Annotated in this window: 12 protein-coding genes; 3 read left to right on the plus strand and 9 right to left on the minus strand. The window is 72.8% G+C overall.

Annotated features, from left to right (window positions below; translation table 11 throughout):
• Positions 1 to 110 precede the first annotated feature (110 nt).
• From RM479_RS10915 to RM479_RS10925, 3 genes are read right to left on the minus strand one after another with little or no spacing between them, the layout of a single operon-like run.
• On the minus strand, positions 111 to 1,889 hold the full coding sequence (locus RM479_RS10915; protein WP_311511599.1) for an ABC transporter ATP-binding protein: 1,779 nt from the start codon (positions 1,887 to 1,889) through the stop codon (positions 111 to 113).
• Positions 1,886 to 3,607 carry an ABC transporter ATP-binding protein gene (locus RM479_RS10920; RefSeq protein ID WP_311511600.1) on the minus strand — a complete coding sequence of 574 codons (1,722 nt, stop codon included), beginning with the start codon at positions 3,605 to 3,607 and terminating at the stop codon, positions 1,886 to 1,888. The genes RM479_RS10915 and RM479_RS10920 overlap by 4 nt, the downstream gene beginning before the upstream one ends.
• A gap of 59 nt (positions 3,608 to 3,666) precedes the next feature.
• Positions 3,667 to 4,086, minus strand: a complete 420-nt coding sequence (locus tag RM479_RS10925; protein WP_311511601.1) for an NUDIX hydrolase — start codon at positions 4,084 to 4,086, stop codon at positions 3,667 to 3,669.
• Positions 4,087 to 4,423: 337 nt separating this feature from the next.
• Here RM479_RS10925 and RM479_RS10930 point away from each other — a divergent pair, with 337 nt between their 5' ends.
• Together RM479_RS10930 and RM479_RS10935 are read left to right on the plus strand one after the other, a co-directional pair.
• Complete coding sequence (locus RM479_RS10930) at positions 4,424 to 5,767, plus strand: glycoside hydrolase family 6 protein (RefSeq protein WP_311511602.1); 1,344 nt, start codon at positions 4,424 to 4,426, stop codon at positions 5,765 to 5,767.
• 200 nt (positions 5,768 to 5,967) lie between these two features.
• Positions 5,968 to 7,086, plus strand: a complete 1,119-nt coding sequence (locus RM479_RS10935) for a zeta toxin family protein (RefSeq protein ID WP_397221972.1) — start codon at positions 5,968 to 5,970, stop codon at positions 7,084 to 7,086.
• A 147-nt stretch (positions 7,087 to 7,233) separates the two neighbouring features.
• Here the strand turns inward: RM479_RS10935 and RM479_RS10940 are convergent, their stop codons facing one another.
• A complete protein-coding gene (locus RM479_RS10940) occupies positions 7,234 to 8,184 on the minus strand; it encodes a R2-like ligand-binding oxidase (protein WP_311511604.1) in 951 nt (316 codons plus the stop codon).
• A 208-nt stretch (positions 8,185 to 8,392) separates the two neighbouring features.
• Between RM479_RS10940 and RM479_RS10945 the strand changes: the two genes are divergently transcribed.
• Complete coding sequence (locus RM479_RS10945) at positions 8,393 to 8,629, plus strand: hypothetical protein (protein WP_311511605.1); 237 nt, start codon at positions 8,393 to 8,395, stop codon at positions 8,627 to 8,629.
• A gap of 24 nt (positions 8,630 to 8,653) precedes the next feature.
• On the opposite strand, the gene RM479_RS10950 is transcribed toward RM479_RS10945, so the two are convergent.
• The 5 genes from RM479_RS10950 to RM479_RS10970 all read right to left on the minus strand — a co-directional run bounded on the left by RM479_RS10950 (position 8,654) and on the right by RM479_RS10970 (position 14,382).
• Positions 8,654 to 10,300, minus strand: a complete 1,647-nt coding sequence (locus tag RM479_RS10950) for a DNA repair helicase XPB (RefSeq protein WP_311511606.1) — start codon at positions 10,298 to 10,300, stop codon at positions 8,654 to 8,656.
• 67 nt (positions 10,301 to 10,367) lie between these two features.
• Positions 10,368 to 10,844, minus strand: a complete 477-nt coding sequence (locus RM479_RS10955) for a hypothetical protein (RefSeq protein WP_311511607.1) — start codon at positions 10,842 to 10,844, stop codon at positions 10,368 to 10,370.
• A gap of 72 nt (positions 10,845 to 10,916) precedes the next feature.
• Positions 10,917 to 11,390, minus strand: coding sequence for a hypothetical protein (locus RM479_RS10960; RefSeq protein ID WP_311511608.1), 474 nt, complete (start codon positions 11,388 to 11,390; stop codon positions 10,917 to 10,919).
• Between the two features lie 61 nt (positions 11,391 to 11,451).
• A complete protein-coding gene (locus RM479_RS10965; protein ID WP_311511609.1) occupies positions 11,452 to 11,868 on the minus strand; it encodes a CD225/dispanin family protein in 417 nt (138 codons plus the stop codon).
• A gap of 48 nt (positions 11,869 to 11,916) precedes the next feature.
• On the minus strand, positions 11,917 to 14,382 hold the full coding sequence (locus RM479_RS10970; RefSeq protein WP_311511610.1) for a helicase-associated domain-containing protein: 2,466 nt from the start codon (positions 14,380 to 14,382) through the stop codon (positions 11,917 to 11,919).
• Positions 14,383 to 14,557: the final 175 nt, after the last annotated feature.

Raw genomic sequence — 14,557 nt, forward strand, 5'->3', positions numbered from 1 at the left:
GCGATGGGTCCGCCTTCGCGGCGCCCGGCGAGAGCCGGACGTGCCCGACGGTCGGCGCCGGTCGTGCCGTGGTCCGGATCCGCCGGAGGAGCCCCCGCGCATCCCCGCGGTCAGGTGTCGCCGTGCCAGGCGTGCCAGAGGGCGGCGTAGGAGCCCCCGGCGGCGAGGAGCTCGTCGTGGGTGCCCGACTCGGTGATCCGGCCGTCCTCGACGACCGCGATGCGGTCGGCGTCGTGGGCGGTGTGCAGCCGGTGGGCGATCGCCACCACCGTGCGTCCCTCCAGCACACCGGCCAGGGAACGCTCCAGGTGACGGGCCGAACGCGGATCCATCAGCGACGTCGCCTCGTCCAGCACCAGCACCTCCGGATCGGCCAGCACCACCCGCGCCAAGGCCAACTGCTGGACGTGGGCCGGGTCCAGGACGAGCTCGCCCGAGCCCACCTTCGTGTCCAGCCCGTCGGGCAGGGACCGCACCCAGGCGTCGGCGTCCACCGCCGCCAGCGCCCGCCACAGGACGTCGTGGTCGACCGCCTCCCGGTCCAAGGCCAGCGCCAGGTTCTCGGCGACGGTGCCCCGGAACACGTGGCTCTCCTGGCTCAGCAGGATCGTCTTCTCCCGGCGGATCTCCGGGGCGACCCCCGTCAGGTCCGTTCCGCCCACCCGGACGCTTCCCGACGTGGGCGTGTGGATGCCCGCGATCAGCTTGCCCAGGGTGGACTTGCCCGCGCCGCTCGGACCCACCATGGCCAGCCGTTCGCCCGGCACCAGGGTCAGGTCGACCCCGTGCAGGACCTCGGTGTCGGTGTAGCCGAAGCGCACGTTGGAGATCTCGACGGTGCCCGGCGTCCCCCGGTCCGCGGTCGTGGCGTCCACGTCCTCCTCCGCCAGCTCCACGCCGATGAGCCGGCGCAGGCTGGTGAACCCCATCATCAGACTGTCGACCTGGTCGATGAGCAGGTCCAGCGGCCTCACCACCTGCACGGCGAGGAACATCGCCGTGGCGATCTGCCCGACCGTCAGCGCGCCCTGGGTGTGCAGGTACGCCGCCACCAGGAAGGTCACCGCCGTCGGGAGCAGGTAGGAGAACTCCAGCGTCGGATACCACACGGTCCGCAGCCACAGCGTGTAGCGCTCGGCCAGGTAGGAACCGCGGACCCGCGCGTCGGTCCGCTCCCGCTGCCGGTCCTGCCGGCCCAGCGCCTCCAGGGTGTGCGCCCCCTCGACGGTGTCGGTCACACCCTGGGTGAGCTCGGAGTAGGTGTCCAGTTCCCGCAGGTACCCGGCCGGTGCGCGCCGGGCGTACCAGCGGGTGCTCGTCCAGATGATCGCCGCCGAGGGCAGCCAGGCGAGGAGGAGGGCCGGGTGCAGGGCGGTGAACGCGCCGAAGATCACCACCACCGTCACCCCGCTCACCACCATCACCGGGATCGAGTGGCGGACGGTGTGGCTGAGGTGGCCGACGTCGCGGCCGGTGCGCGCCATGAGGTCACCGCTGCCCGCGCGCTCCACCGTGCCGAGCGGCAGACGCAGGACCGCCCGGACGAACGCCTCGCGCAGTTCGGCCAGGATCGCCTCGCCGAACCGGATGGACAGCGCCACCGACACCAGGGTGAGTCCGGCGTGGCACAGCAGGGCGCCGACGATGAGGGCCGCCATCAGGTCGATCCGCTCGGGGTCCGCCGAGGCGCGCACCGCGTCGATGATCCGGCCCAGCATCCACGGCGGCACCAGTGCGGCCAGCGCCGCCAGCGCGTACAGGCCGATCACCGTGATCAGGGCACCGCCGTGCCTGCGGCCCAGGACGCGCAGTCGCGACCACACCATCGGTGGCGGCGCGACGGGCAGCAGGGCCCGCGCGGGCACGGGAGGTTCGGCGGTCCGGGTCACGGTTGTTCCTCCAGGACGGTGGTGCGCAGGACGGTGGCGGCGTAGTCGGGTTCGGTCACCAGCAGGTCGTGGTGTCCGCCCTCGGCGACGATCCGGCCGTCGCGGACGAACTGCACGTGGTCGGTGCGGTCCAGCAGCAGCGGGCTCGCCGTGATCAGCGCGGTGGTGCGCCCGGCGCGCTCGGCCGCCAGCCGGGCGCCGATGGCCGCCTCGGAGTGGGCGTCCACGGCGGAGGCCGGTTCCACCAGGACCAGGACGTCGGGGTCCTGGGCCAACGCCCGCGCCAGCCGCAGCCGCTGCTGCTGGCCGCCGGAGTACTCGCGGGCGCGTTCGGTGAGCGTCACGTCCCACCCGGCGGGGGACTGGCGGATCACGTCCTCGGCGGCGGCGACGCGCACCACCTCCGCCAGCCGGTCCTCGGACAGGCCGCCGTCGGGCGCGAGTTCGTCGCGCAGCCGCCCGGAGAACAGGTGGGCCTCGTTGGTGGCCACCAGGACGCGGCGCCGCACGTCGCGCAACGGCAGCTCGGCCAGGGCGATCGCACGCCCGGTGGCCTCCTCCACCAGGCGCCCGCCCTCCTCGTAGCGTCCGAGTCGGGCGGAGATCGCGGTGGCGTCCCCGGGATCGGCGCACACCACGCCGGTCAGTCGACCGGCGGGGACGCGCACCCCGCTGGCGGGGTCGTGGAGACCGTAGGGGCCCGTGGGAGGATCGGCCGGGTCGACCGGGTCGGGGTGATCGTGGTCCAGGGACAGCACCCGGACCACCCGTCCGGCGGCCACCCGCGCGGAGATGTACAGGGACGCGGAGTGCATCAGGTAGCGGACGGCCATGGCCAGGTTGGTGGTGAACCCGTAGAACGCCACGAGCTGTCCGATGGTGATCTCCCCGTCGAGGGCCAGGCGGGCGCCGTACCAGATGATCCCGACCAGGAGCAGGCCCGGGTACAGCTCGCGCAGGGCCTGGAGCGCGGCGTCCATCCAGCCCACCCGCACGCCGGCGGCGCGCACCTTCTGGGACTCGTCCCGGTAGCGTTCGCCGACCGTGCGCTCACCGCCCACACCGCGGAGCACGCGCAGCCCCGCGACCAGGTCCGAGGCCCGCGTGGTGAGTTCGGCGGTCCGGCCGCGCTGGTGCTCCTGGCGCCGGGACAGGGGGCGCAGCACCGGGACGATGCCGAGCATGATCAGCGGGACCGCGACGAGCACGATGAGTCCGAAGACGACGTGCGAGGTGAGCATGAGGACGGCCACCGCCACCACGGACACCAGGGAGCCCGCGATCATGGACGACCGCTCGTAGAAGTCGCCGATCCGGTCGATGTCCTCGGTGCCCACGGCGACCACCTCACCGGAGGGCAGCCTCCGGGTGAGCGTGGGCCCCAGGTCGGCGGATCGGGAGCAGACCACCTGCACGGTCCGGTAGGCGGAGGCGTACCAGTTGAAGCACTCCGCCCGGTGCGTCGGCGGGATGAGCACCACACCGATCACGATGATCGCGGCCAGCACCCCGAACCACGTCAGTACGGAGCGGGTGTCGAGCCCGGAGTCCAGTGTCGCTCCGATGGCGGCGGACATCAGGACGGTGGTCGCGGTGTACCCGCCGGCGAGGAGGCCGGCCCACAGGAGGGACGGCCATTCCTTCCGCGTCAACCACAGCAGATAACGGTCGGCGGAACGATGGTCGGGTTCGCCCGGAGGCTGGGGAAGGTCGCGCACAGTCTCAGGACTGTAACGGCCGGCCCTCCGTCGCTACCACTGGTTTTCGGGGACCCCGGTCAGCTCAGCTCGCCGGTGAGGTGCAGGACCTCGATGAGCCGCTGGGTGGCGGGGGCGCACGACCCCCGGTCGGCGTGGCCGATCCAGGCGATCTCGGACACCTCCGCGCTGGGGCGGGGCTCCCCCTCGTGGTCGGCCGCGTAGCAGGCCATCCGTACCCGTGTGCCGGGCGCCTGGTCGTGCGCCACCTCGTCGACGACGGTGACGAGACGGAAGGTGCCGGGGGTCAGGGTGACGCCGACCTCTTCGTGGGCCTCGCGGGCCACGGCCTGTTCGTCGGACTCCCCGGGCTCGCGTTTGCCCCCGGGGGAGTAGAACACGTCGCGCCCGCGCGAGCGGACGCACAGGACCTTGCCGTCGCGTACGTGCACCCAGGCGAGGGCGTCGATCACGGCGGGCGGTGTGGTGGAGGCGGACATGGGGTCCAGCCTAGGACGTGTGCCGTGGACGCCGTCCGTCGTGAAGGGGACGCCGTCGGCCGCAGGGCGTCCGTCGAGGACCCCGCACGGGGTGGACGGGTGGGGGCCTGCCCGGGGTGTCGCGCGGAGGGGCGAGCGGACGCGGAACAGGTCCCGGGGCGGACGCGGTGGCGGGGTGCGCCCGGGGGATGTGATGTGAAGATAACCATTGGGAAACACCGTGGGTCGCCCCCTGTGCGGGCACCTCGGGCACGGGGTAGGTTGCGGAACTAATGGGAGCGCTCCCAGGTGGTGGGGATCATTCGACGTACCTTCGATCTGCTCAAAGGAACAACGCATGACCCGCACATCCCGCCTGCGCGCGGCACTGGGCGCCGCGGCCGGGCTCGTCATGGCCCTGGCCGCGGCCGCGGTGACCCTCACCGTGGTCCCCGCGTCCGCCGATTCCGGCTTCTACGTCAACCCCGACACCTCCGCGGCCCGCTGGGTGGAGGCCAACCCCTCCGACCCCCGGGCCTCCCTCATCGAGGACCGCATCGCCTCGGTCGCCCAGGGCACCTGGTTCACCCGGCACGACCCGGCCACCGTGCGCGGTCAGGTGGACGCCCTGGTCGGCGCGGCCGACGCGGCCGGTCAGGTGCCCATCCTGGTCGTCTACAACATCCCGGGTCGCGACTGCGGCAACCACAGCGGCGGCGGGGCGCCCTCCCACGAGGCCTACCGCCAGTGGGTGGACGAGGTCGCCGCCGGCCTCCAGGGCCGACCCGCGCACATCGTCCTCGAACCCGACGCCCTGCCCCTGGTCAGCGGTTGCAGCGACCCCCAGGGCCGACAGGCGCTGCTGGACTCCATGGCCTACGCGGGCAAGGCCCTCAAGGCGGGCTCCTCGCAGGCCCGCGTCTACTTCGACATCGGCCACTCGGCGTGGCTCACCCCCGGCCGCGCCGCCGAACTGCTCAACGGGGCCGACATCGCCGGCAGCGCCGACGGCGTCTCCACCAACACCTCGAACTACCGCACCACCGCCGACGAGGTCGCCTTCGCCAAGGCGGTCATCAACGCCACCGGGGTCTCCGGCCTGGGCGCCGTGATCGACACCAGCCGCAACGGCAACGGCCCCGCCCCCGACGGCGAGTGGTGCGACCCGCAGGGGCGCGCGTTGGGCACCCCGAGCACCACGGACACCGGTGACCCCGTCATCGACGCCTACCTGTGGGTCAAGCTCCCCGGCGAGGCGGACGGCTGTGCCGGATCGGCCGGGTCCTTCGTCCCCCACCTGGCCTACGAGATGGCGGTCAACGCCACCGGGACGCCCACGGAACAGCCCACCGATCCCACGGAACAGCCCACCGACCCCTCGGAGGAGCCCTCCGAGCCCGCCGACGGCGACTGCACCGCGGAGTACCGCGTCGACAACGACTGGGGCGTCGGCTTCCAGGCCACGGTCACCATCACCGCGAACACGGCGATCGACGCCTGGCGGGTCGAGTGGACGTTCGCCGACGGGCAGGCCGTCACCCAGTCCTGGAACGCGCGACTGACCTCGTCCGGCGCCTCGGTGACCGCCCTCAACCCGGAGTGGGGCGGAGCCCTCGCGGCGGGCGCCAGTACCGGTTTCGGGTTCACCGGCTCCCACCACGGCACCAACACGGTGCCCGAGGTGGTCTGCTCGGCGGTCTGACCCCCTGAGACCGGGCGGGGCCCCCTGCCGCCCGGTCCGACCGCGGCCCCCGTGCTCACACCACGGGGGCCGCGGTCGACTCCGACGGCCGGGGTCGGCCACCGAAACGGCCCTCCCGGGGGAACGGAACGCACTACCATCACCCTGTGTCAGCGACTGTGGGACCGACCACGGGCCCTCGAAAGGGTGACGGCATGGCGATGGACACCACCTCGACCCCCGGCGCACTCGAACCCGGGGCGGCGGCACCGGTCGAGAGACCGCGCTCGACCCTCGACGCGATCCGCCCCCTCCTCGCGGACAGCGTCGCCGGGGGCATCCCTCCCCAGACCACCGAACAGCGCCTGGCCCGAGAGCGGGCCTACAACCTGTTCAGCGCAGCCATCGGCGCCTGCACGGCCCGAGGACTGCGCGACCGCGCCGCCGAGCTGCTGGCCCGTGAGGCCCGCTCAGCGTTCCTCACCCCGGCCGAGATCGAGAAGGTCAACGAGGAGCTGGCCGCGACCCTCGCCGAACTGCGCGCCACCCCCGCGCCGTCGCCCACCGGGGTCACCCCCGAGAGCCCGAACCCCCTCACCGACGAGGTCGCGGCCGACCTCTTCGACCTGGCCCTGCGCGGGCGGCTGACCGGGCCCGCGCGCGAACACCCCCGTGCGCTGCTGTTCGGCGGGCAACCGGGTTCGGGCAAGTCCACCCTGCAACGCCTGCTGCTGCCGGCCCTGCCCGAGGGCACGGTGAGCTACGACGGCGACGACCTCCTGCGGACGTCCCCGGACTACGAGTGGGCGATGGGCCTCGACGACCGGACGGCCTCGCGCACGGTGGCCCGGCAGGTCGGCGTGCTGCACGGGCTCGCCATGGAGCACATCCGCGCCGGCCGGGTGGACGTGCTGTGCAGCCACCCGTTGGGGCGTGCGGACTGGGCCGCGGAGTGGGTGGGCGGCTTCCGCGCGGCGGAGTACCGGGTCGAGGTGGCGTTCGTGGCCGTGCACGCCTCCAACAGCCGCTTCTCGCTCATGGACCGCCATCGCCGTTCCCGCGAGGACCAGGGTTTCGGCCGGTGGTTGCCGGAGACCCTGCACGACCGCTTCTACCAGGGCGTGCCCAACACGATCGAGTTCCTGGAGACCCACCGGCTGGTGGACTCGCTCTACGTGCTCTCCCGCGACGGCGAGGTGCTCTACGCCAACCACCTCGGTCCGGACGGCGACTGGCGGTCGGAACCGTTCGGCCGGATCGCCCTGGAGGCCGAACGCGGCCGTCGAGAGCTGTGGCACGGTGAGGACGCGATCGTCACGCCGCCTCACGGGGCGCCGTAGGGTCCGACGGACTCCGCCGCGGTGGACCTCGCGCCGCACGGGCCGCCGCGCACCGGGGCGGTCGCCTCCGCCGTCGTCATCGACCCGCTGCCGTTCGAGGGCCGTCGAGCCCGGGGCGCGTCCCGTGGACCCGCCCCGTCCCCGTTCTCACAGCCTCGCCATGGCGGCCCGGTCCTCCTCGCCGAACCGCTCCTCCAACCGTTCGGGGGAGGCGTCCATGTCGATCTGAGCCATGGGCACGCCGCGGGCCGACTCGATGGCGCCCAGTCGGCGCATCGCCCGGTCGGTCGCGTAGCGGAGCAGCTCGCCCGGCGGCAGTTCGTAGCGGGCGTTGTCGGGGGAGACCTCCGAGGCGTTCTCGCCGCGTTCGACGGTGGCCATCACGTGCGGCAGCAGTTCCTCCAGGCGTTCGTTCACCACCGCCCAGTTGGAGTCGTCGGCGGCCACGTGCCGACGACAGGTGAAGGTCCCCCACGCCATGTGCCGGCGTTCGTCGTCGCCGATCCGGCGCACGATCCGCCGCATCCCGGGGAAGATGTCGCGCACGGTGCAGATGTGGTTCCAGGCGTAGTACCCGGTCAGCGCCAGGGAACCCTCGATGATGTGGTTGTAGGTGACCGAGGCGCGCACCTGGTTGCGCGGGCTCGGGTCCTCCAGCAGCGCCTCCAACGAGGCGGGCAGCTCCTCGTAGAACAGGGTCCGGTAACCCGGGTTCTCCTCCACGTAGGCGTGCAGGTCCTCGTACACGCCGATGGCGTCCAGCCACAGCCGGAACGCCTGGACGTGCTTGGCCTCCTCGAACGCGAACTGGGTCAGGTACATCTCGTCGCCGAGCCTGCCCTCGGCGGCCATGGCGCGGAGGAAGGGCTGGAGGTCCTCGGTGACGGCCTCCTCTCCCGCGGCGAAGAACGCGCACAGACGGAGGATGCGCTCCCGGGAGGGCTCGTTGACGCCCTTCCAGTCCTCGGCGTCCCTGTCCAGATCGATGTCGGCCGGGTCCCAGAACCTGGCGTTGCCCTTGGCGAACAGCTTGAGCGGGAGCGAATCCCAGTTCAGGCCGCCGTCGCGGAGGGAGTGGAAGCCGGTGCGGTCGGGCATGGAGGACCTCCGTGAGGGGGTGCCGGGGGGCGCTGTCCAGCCCATGATTGGACACGGATCCGTCTCGTGTAAAGGGGAGGAGTGTCCTGGATCACGAAAGAACCGAACGTGTTTCGGATACGGTCGGCACCGACGACGGAGGAGCCCTCGCCGAAACGGTACGGTCGGGGTGTCCCGTCCGCACTGAACGATCCGATCGGGGTACGACGTGTTCTGTGGTGATCCCGGCACCCCCGGCTACGCCGCGTGCGCCGCCCAGACCCAGCTCTTCTCACTGGCCTCGGCGATCCCCGCGCTGCTCGGCCTGGCCCTCCTGGTCGCCGCCTTCGCGGTGCCGGGCGTCCGTGACGACCGGCCCCTGCGCGTGCGGACCCTGAGCTACTCCCTGATCGCCTGGGTCATCGCCGCCGGTACGTACGTGATGGGCGGACTGCCCTCCTTCTGAGTTCCGAGGCCCCCGCCTCGGCCCTCAGACCTCACCGCCGGCCAGGAGGTCGGCGGCGTCGGTGATCCGGTAGGCGTACCCCTGCTCGGCCAGGAACCGCTGCCGGTGCGCCGCGTAGTCCTGGTCCACGGTGTCCCGGGCGATCACCGCGTAGAACCGGGCCGACCGGCCGTCCGACTTGGGCCGCAGCACCCGACCCAGCCGCTGCGCCTCCTCCTGCCGGGACCCGAACGACCCCGACACCTGGATCGCCACGCCCGCCTCGGGCAGGTCGATCGAGAAGTTCGCGACCTTGGACACCACCAGGGTGCGCAGGTCGCCGGCGCGGAAGGCGTCGAACAGCCGCTCCCGCTCCTTGGTGCGGGTCTCGCCCTTGATCACCGGGGAGTCCAGGGCCTCGCCGAGTTCGTCCAGCTGGTCGATGTAGGAACCGATGACCAGCACCTGCTCGTCGGTGTGCCGCTCCACCAACTCCCGCACCACCGCCGTCTTGGTCTCCGAGGACGCGCAGAACCGGTACTTGTCCTCGGGCTCGGCCGTCGCGTACGCCAATCGCTCGGCCTCCGACAGGTCCACGCGCACCTCGACGCAGTCGGCCGGGGCGATCCACCCCTGGTTCTCCATGTCCTTCCACGGGGCGTCGTACCGCTTGGGTCCGATGAGCGAGAACACGTCCCCCTCGCGGCCGTCCTCGCGTACCAGGGTCGCGGTCAGTCCCAGCCGGCGGCGGGCCTGGAGATCGGCGGTCATCCGGAAGATCGGCGCGGGCAACAGGTGCACCTCGTCGTAGATCACCAGCCCCCAGTCACGGGCGTCGAACAGCTCCAGGTGCGTGTACACGCCCTTCCGTCTGGCCGCCATCACCTGGTAGGTGGCGATGGTGACCGGCCGGATCTCCTTGCGGGACCCCGAGTACTCGCCGATCTCGTCCTCGGTGAGGGTGGTCCGCCGCAGCAGCTCGGTCTTCCACTGGTGCACGGAGACGGTGTTGGTGACCAGGATGAGCGTGGTCGCCCCGGTCATCGCCATCGCCGCCGCGCCCACCACGGTCTTGCCCGCACCGCAGGGCAGGACCACCACTCCCGAACCGCCCGCGTGGAAGCCCTCCGCCGCCGCCCGCTGGTAGTCGCGCAGCTCCCAGCCGTCCTGGGCCAGGTCGATCCGGTGTGCCTCACCGTCGACGTGACCGGCCAGGTCCTCGGCGGGCCAGCCGATCCTCAACAGCGCCTGTTTGAGGTTGCCGCGCTCACTGGGGTGGACGACGACGGAGTCGTCGTCGAGCCGGTCGCCCAGCATCCCCCTGAGGCGCTTGGCCCGGAGGACCTCCTCCAGTACCGCCCGGTCCGAGGAGCGCAGGATCAGCCCGTGCGCGGGATCGCCTTCGAGGCGCAGCCGCCCGTACCGGTCCATCGTCTCGGTGATGTCCACCAGCAGGGAGTGCGGCACCGGGAACTTGGAGAAGCGGATGAGTGCGTCGACCACCTGCTCGGCGTCGTGCCCCGCGGCACGCGCGTTCCACAGCGCCAACGGGGTGATCCGGTAGGTGTGCACGTGTTCGGGCGCGCGCTCCAACTCGGCGAAGGGGGCGATGGTGCGGCGGCACTCGTCGGCGAGCTCGTGGTCGACCTCCAACAGGAGGGTCTTGTCGGACTGCACGATCAGGCAGGACACACGGAACCTTCGTTCTCCAGGGGACGGCCACAGATGCAACGCGCGCACGGCCTCGAACATGCCCGGGTCAGGAGCCGGCGACGACCGCGTAGAAGAGGATCCCGACGTAGCCGAGGATCACGAGGCCGATGATCCCGAGGTTCACCCAGACCGAGATCCAGGCGTTCCTGGTGAGGCGGGCCCCGCGCTCCAGGTCCTGTTTCTCTCCCAACGCCAGGGCCCCCAGGACGATCCCGGGGATCGCGGTGAGACCGCAGCACAGGACCAACTGGACACAGGACAGCACCAGGGCGACCGTGGCGCTCCCCTCGTGCTCCGCCTTCGGGAGCGCGTACGGGGCCATCGGGACGGCGGGCCCGTACGCGGGCGGTCCGTACCCGGCCGGGCCGTAACCGCCGTATCCGTCGTATCCGCCGTGCGCGGAGTGACCGGCATGACCTCCGGTCGTGTCCTGGTAGGGGGCTTCGCCGTACGGGCCGTACCCCGCGGAGGGGTCGCCGTAGGAGGAGGCGTCGGGGCGGTACGGGTCGGGGTCGTTGTTCACGGGAGGACGATTCCTTCGAGGATGGGGAGGAGGACGACGGTGTGCCGTCGTCGACGGGACGGCGCTGGGATCTCAGTATCCGAGGAGGATGATCATCGCCAACATGAGGAGCACGAACACCGCCAGAACGGCGTTCAGCCCGATGTAGGCGAAGTTGCAGGCCCACGTGTACCTGAGGAACCGTTCGACCTCGGGGGCGTCGGGGATCCGGGTCAGCGCCACGATGGCGAGGGTGATACCGGGGACGTTGGAACCCAACAGGAGGAACCACAACCCGAGGTAGGCCCCGAGGATCGGCCCCGTCAGGGTCAGGAGCGCCACCACCAGGGCGGCGACGGTCCCGCCCACCCGGGCGGGCGGGCCGATCGGTACCGGGGCGGGCGGGTGCACGGAGAAGGCGGTGGAGGGGGACCGGGCGGGCGCGGTGAGGGGCCGCCCGGGCGCGGGTGCGGAGGGCGCCACGGAGCGCGTGGCCGAGCCCTGCTCGCGCTCCCAGAAGGCCTTCGGCCCACCGGTACTCCCCTGCATCCGCTCCCTCTCCCTCATGACACCTGGTGTACCCGCACTCACGGATTCGGACGCCGGGGAGCCGGAACGGGTTCCCCGGTCAGTAGTTGGTCACCGGAACGACGCCCTGGATCCACGACCCCGCCTGGGTGAACACCACGCCCGTCAACACCAGCATGACGAACAGCATCACCCCCGCCGCGCCCAGGCAGTACCAGGAGTACCGGGTGAGCACCTCGGCCCTGTCCGGCATCCCCCGGTCGCGCGCGTGCGCGGCCCGCACGGCGAAGACGATCCCGGCGATCCCGAAGATCCAGTTGGCGCAGCACAGGAACGTCAAGGCGTGCAGGATCAACGCCATCGTCGAGCCGCTCGCCCCGCCCGGAACGGGGGAGGGCGCTGCGGTCCCGCTCTCGCGCTCGGGGACGTCGTCACGCCGGACCTCGCGCCCGCGCTCGTCGTCACGGCCGCGTTCACGGGGGGACGAGGCCCCGGGGGGCAGGGACGCATCGCTCATGGGGGTGTCTCTCGTTGTCCGAGGGCCTGCTGTCGACCGCGTACCACCCTACGGCGTCTCCGTCCGATCGTCCTCCTCCAGTTCGGCGACGGCGGTGATCCGGTGGATCGCGAAGCGCTGCACCGCGTTCCGCGTGGCGTCGTGGGCGATGACGAACCCGCCGTCGATCGAGGACGGGGCGATGATGCGGCTCACCTGGCGGCCGTCGGTGTCGGTGTAACCGATCCACACCCGGTCTCCCGTCTCGGCGACACGGGCCAGGGCCGTCGACACGGCCATCGCCCGGGAGCCGGGCGGCCCGTCCTCCGGGAGGGACACCGGCCGCCGGACCGCCGTCGCGGCCTCGTCCCCGGCGCGCACGGCCCGCACGGTGTCGCGGAGGCGCTCCACGGGCGGTGTGGCGGAGAGCGGCTCGGGTGGGACCTCCACGGGTTCGGCGCGGCGCACCTCGGGGCGGGAGAGCCTCATGGTGCCGTCCCCGCCCTCCGGCACGGGGTGGTACCCCGACCTGCGCAGCCCCTCCACCAGCGTCGCCCGGTTGACGGCGGAGGCCACCACGGTCGGGGCCAACCGCACCAGCCCCAAGGTCTCGGTGCGACGGTCCCCGATCACCTCGTCCAGTAGGGCCGGTTCGTCGCAGCGCAGGTAGGCCGACGCCGATCCGGCGCGCAACCGCCCGTGCCGTCGGCCCACGTCGGACATCAGGTAACGCAGGGCCTGCGGCAGGGGGGTGCGCGAGTGGCGTTCGAGAAGGGTGGTGATGTCGGCGATGCCACGTCCGGCGTCCAGGGCCCGCCGCACCGAGTCCTCCGTGAACCGGTACACCGTGGCGCCGCCGGTCGACTCGACCTCGGCGATCAACGACAGCTCCCGGGCCAGTTCGGTGACCAGGGGGCCGGGGGCGATCGCGGTCAGGTCGCCCTGGACCAGGACGTGGTCCAGGGGCCGGGGCAGGTGGACGGAGAGCAGGGCGGCGGCGCCCTCGGGGTCGCCTTCGAGCAGGGGGCGGACGTGGTCGGCCAGGGCGTCCCGACCGGTGAGACCGAGTGCGGCGGCCTCGGTCTCGGCGACCGCCACGAGTTCGGTGTACGGCTGCGAGCGGCGGCGCGGTCGCCGCCAGGCGAGGCGGGCGGACAGCGACACCGGGGTCGGGGCGTAGCCGGGGTCGGCGGTGGCCAGTTCGCCGAGGAGGTCGCGGCGGGCCTGCGGCGCGGCCGGTCGGACCAGTCCCGGACCGAGCACGTTGCGCATCCGTCCGCCGGGGTCCTTGGACCCGCTCAGCGCGGGCACCCGGTCGGTGTCGAGCCAGGCCTGTGCCAGCCGCAGCCAACGGCGTTCGGGCGGACTCTCCCGCCACAGGTCGTATTCGCGGGTGGGCAGCCATTCGCCCTCGACCCGGTCATCGGTGCCGAGCAGCCCGGCGACGTGGGCGATCTCCACGTACAGCGCGGCGGTGGCGTCGTCGGTGTCCATGACCCGGGCGGCCCGGCGCAGGTCCCGAACGCCCAGACCGCCGTTGCGCAGGACCGCGGCCGGCTCGGCGGACCAGGACTCCAGGAGTTCCTCGATGGCGCGCAGCACCGTGAACGCCTGGCCGGCGGCGAACCGGGTCACCGCGTCCCCGTCGCGCTCGGTGCCCGCGAACGCGGGCGGTTCCACACCGACCTCGCGGAACAGCCTCCCGGAGCGCAGGTGCAGCGCCACCTCCCGGGGCAGGGTGAGCGTGTCGTCGCCGCTGGGCAGCAGCAGCGCCCGGGCGAGCAACTCCTCCACGGACGATCCGGCGTCGGCGACCCCGACGTCGCGGCGGGCGTCGGCGACGGTGCCGTGGGGAGGCCCCCAGGTCATCCCGTCCAGGAGGCGGTGGGCCTGTTCCCCCACCCGGGACAGGAGGTCGTCGAGCCGACGGGGGTCCGCGAGCAGCCGGGCCAGTGCCTCGACGGGGGCGGGCTCGGCGGAGTCGGGGACCAGGTCGTCGGCCAGCCGCTTGACCCGCCCGTGCGGCAGGGCGGCCAGCAGGACCCGGGCGGGCGGGCCGAGTCGGGCGGGGGCGTCCAACAGGTCGCGCAGGACCTGGACGGGGCGGAGCCGGTCCCGGTCGGGCCAGATCAGCGCCGATCGGCGCAGCCCGACCAGGACGGGGGGCACGGCCTCCCGGAGCCGATCGGCGTCGGCCGCCGCCGGGGTCAGGGCGGTGACGAGTTCGTCCGGGGTGACGCCCACGGGTTCGGAGAGGCGGTCGTCGCCGAGGGCGACGACGCCCTCCAGGACCTGGAGGGTGAAGGAGTCCAGCCCTTCCAGGGCCCGCAGGACGGTGTTGCGGGTGGTGGCGCGGGCGGCGAGGGCGCCGATGTCGGCGGGGACGGGGCGGGCGAGGTCGGGCCGGGCGGACAGCAGCGCGGCCAGCTCCTCATCCGACCGGTCGCGCAGCCAGGAGGTGAAGGTCGGGGGGCGTCCCGGCCCGGCGGTCCCCGGGCCCGATCCGTGCCGGTCGGGCTGTGCGTTCTCGGTCATCGGAATCAACGCTAGGGCATGTTCCGCGGATACTCACCCCGCTGCGCGACGCCCCGGCCCGTCCCTCTCCGCACCGCGTTCTCATCGGTCGACGGCAGAACCGCCCCGACCCCTTCGCGGGCCTTGCGACGAGCACCCCGTTCCGCCCGTCGTCGCCACCGCCATCCCCACCTCG

It is taken from the genome of Nocardiopsis lambiniae (assembly GCF_031845465.1).
GTDB classification, from domain to species: Bacteria; Actinomycetota; Actinomycetes; order Streptosporangiales; family Streptosporangiaceae; genus Nocardiopsis; species Nocardiopsis lambiniae.

Bases quoted from the DNA above. Each gene is read 5' to 3' on its own strand.
- RM479_RS10925 (WP_311511601.1), bottom strand. From the start codon at position 4,086: ATGTCCGCCTCCACCACACCGCCCGCCGTGATCGACGCCCTCGCCTGG.
- RM479_RS10930 (WP_311511602.1), top strand. From the start codon at position 4,424: ATGACCCGCACATCCCGCCTGCGCGCGGCACTGGGCGCCGCGGCCGGG.
- RM479_RS10935 (WP_397221972.1), top strand. From the start codon at position 5,968: ATGGACACCACCTCGACCCCCGGCGCACTCGAACCCGGGGCGGCGGCA.
- RM479_RS10940 (WP_311511604.1), bottom strand. From the start codon at position 8,184: ATGCCCGACCGCACCGGCTTCCACTCCCTCCGCGACGGCGGCCTGAAC.
- RM479_RS10960 (WP_311511608.1), bottom strand. From the start codon at position 11,390: ATGAGGGAGAGGGAGCGGATGCAGGGGAGTACCGGTGGGCCGAAGGCC.
- RM479_RS10965 (WP_311511609.1), bottom strand. From the start codon at position 11,868: ATGAGCGATGCGTCCCTGCCCCCCGGGGCCTCGTCCCCCCGTGAACGC.
- RM479_RS10970 (WP_311511610.1), bottom strand. From the start codon at position 14,382: ATGACCGAGAACGCACAGCCCGACCGGCACGGATCGGGCCCGGGGACC.